Annotated in this window: 3 protein-coding genes; 1 reads left to right on the top strand and 2 read right to left on the bottom strand. The window is 72.0% G+C overall.

The window, feature by feature from the left end; all coding sequences use genetic code 11:
* Positions 1-234: 234 nt before the first annotated feature.
* The gene (locus EIO58_RS16640) at positions 235-498 is read right to left on the bottom strand and encodes a hypothetical protein (RefSeq protein ID WP_127820411.1); all 264 of its coding nucleotides are present in this window, start codon (positions 496-498) and stop codon (positions 235-237) included.
* A gap of 204 nt (positions 499-702) precedes the next feature.
* Here EIO58_RS16640 and EIO58_RS16635 point away from each other — a divergent pair, with 204 nt between their 5' ends.
* Entirely contained in the window at positions 703-1545 is an 843-nt protein-coding gene (locus EIO58_RS16635) for an alpha/beta fold hydrolase (RefSeq protein WP_127820410.1), read from the top strand.
* Between the two features lie 160 nt (positions 1546-1705).
* On the opposite strand, the gene EIO58_RS16630 is transcribed toward EIO58_RS16635, so the two are convergent.
* On the bottom strand, positions 1706-2196 hold a 491-nt coding region (locus EIO58_RS16630; RefSeq protein ID WP_127820409.1), incomplete at its 5' end, for an LPXTG cell wall anchor domain-containing protein.

Here is a 2196-nt window from a genome sequence, read left to right as displayed (position 1 = left end):
CGTGGGCGCCCGCATGACCGGCGGCGGCTTCGGCGGCGCCGCGATCGCGCTCGTCGCCGGCGACCGTGTGCAGGCGGTGACGGATGCCGCGACCGCTGCGTTCGAGGCATCCGGTTTCGCCGCCCCGACGATCTTCACCGTGACGCCGTCGCCCGGCGCCGCCCGCGACGCCTGAACCCGCCCATCGCGTTGGAGCCGCCGGGCGCTCGGGTCACCGTCGGCCCTGGGGGGCCGCTAGTCCGCGGGCGGCCCTTCGCGCATCGCCGTGAGGACCGCCTCCAGGACGGCATCACCGACAACCTCTGGATCCGACGAAGCCGCCATCGCTTTCGCGGCTGCCCTCCTCGCAGCATCTCGGATCCATGCCGACAGCTCATCGGCTCTCTCCTGGCTGCGTCTGGCGTGGGCCAGGAGGTTCAATCGCGCCAGGTCAGCCCGGCCGTCGTCATCCTCGGTCGGGCTGACAACCCGAACCACCAGGTGCTGTTCCTCGTCCACGGGCCCATCCTGCCGCAGCGACCCAGCTGTGCGCAGTGGCCGAGACGTAACGCCCGGCGCCTCCGCCGACCGCTGACCCTCATCGTCGCTGAACGACACGTGAACGCTCCGGCAGGCAGCGCGCAACCCCTGGCGGCGACGGATGCCTCGTCCTAACGTCGAAGGCAGGGCCGAGGCATCCGTTCCCGGCCGGAAGGAGCGATCGTGGCGTACATCACCGTCGGGACCGAGAACTCGGTCGACGTCGACCTCTACTACACCGACCAGGGCCCGGCCTACGCGCAGCCCGTGGTGCTGATCCACGGGTTCCCGCTGAACGGCGAGTCGTGGGGCAAGCAGCAGGCCGCGCTGCTCGACGCGGGGTTCCGGGTCATCGCGTACGACCGCCGCGGCTTCGGCGCCTCGACGAAGGCGGGCTCGGGCTACGACTACGACACGTTCGCCGCCGACCTGCACGCCCTCATCGAGGACCTCGACCTCCGCGAGGCGATCCTCGTCGGCTTCTCGATGGGCACGGGCGAGATCGCACGGTACCTGTCGCGGTACGGCAGCTCGCGCGTGGCGAAGGCCGCGTTCCTCGGCTCGCTCGAGCCGTTCCTGCTCACGACCGACGACAACCCCGACGGAGCGGGCCCGCAGGAGTTCTTCGACGGCCTCGCGCAGACGGTGCGCGAAGACCGCTACGCCTTCATCGCCGGGTTCTTCAAGGACTTCTACAACGTCGACGACAACCTCGGCTCGCGCCTCTCGCAGGAGGCCCTCGACGCGAGCGTCCAGGTCGCGAACCATGCCGGCAACACCGCGATGGCGGCGGCCCCGCTGACGTGGCCGACCGACTTCCGCGCCGACATCGCGGCCGTCGACGTGCCCGCGCTCATCCTGCACGGCACGGCTGACAACATCCTGCCGATCGACGCGACCGCCCGCCGCTTCAAGGAGCTCCTGCCCGACGCCACCTACGTCGAGCTCGAGGGCGCACCGCACGGTCTGCTGTGGACGCACGGCGCCGAGGTCAACGAGGCACTGCTGGCGTTCCTGCGGTCCTGACCCGGTTCGTGTCGCAGGGCGTCTTTCCGATCCCGGGCGCGTCGCGCGGCGCGCCGGGCGCCGGTGGCGGGATCGTCCCTGCGACACGAACGGGCGGAGCGACGGATGCCTCGGCATCGCGCCTGCGCAGGCGCGATGCCGAGGCACCCCTCTGTGATCGTCAGGCGAGTGCCCGGCGGCGGCGCGTCACGACACCCAGGGCGCCCGCGACGATGAGCGCGACGGCGATGCCCGCTGTCGCGGCGAGACCCGCCCCATCCGCGCCAGTCGCGGCGAGCGACGCGGTGACGGTGATCTCGGTCCAGCCGATGACGTTGCCGTCCGCGTCGAGCACGACGAGAGTATGCAGCCCGGGCGCGGTGTTCGCAGGCAGCGTCACGGTGACGGTGCCGGCAGCGGTCACCACGTGGCCGCCGAGCGAGACGGGCGTCGAGTGCAGCCAGACCCACACCGTCTCGTCTGCGTGCTCCGCTCCGACGACGATCGTGATGCTCTCACCGGCCCGAGCTGTGTCGGGCGCGTCGATGCCGCCACGGGTGGCGTCGGTGAGCTGATCCTCCGACACCGGTCCCGGCGTGCCGGTCGCAGGCAGGCTGGGGGTCGGCGTGGGGGTCGGGGTGGGAGTCGGGGTCGGCGTGGGGGTCGGGGTCG

This window comes from Microbacterium sp. CPCC 204701 (genome assembly GCF_004010105.1).
In the GTDB taxonomy this organism is placed as follows: Bacteria; Actinomycetota; Actinomycetes; order Actinomycetales; family Microbacteriaceae; genus Microbacterium.
This window is presented reverse-complemented; position numbering and strand designations above follow the sequence as displayed.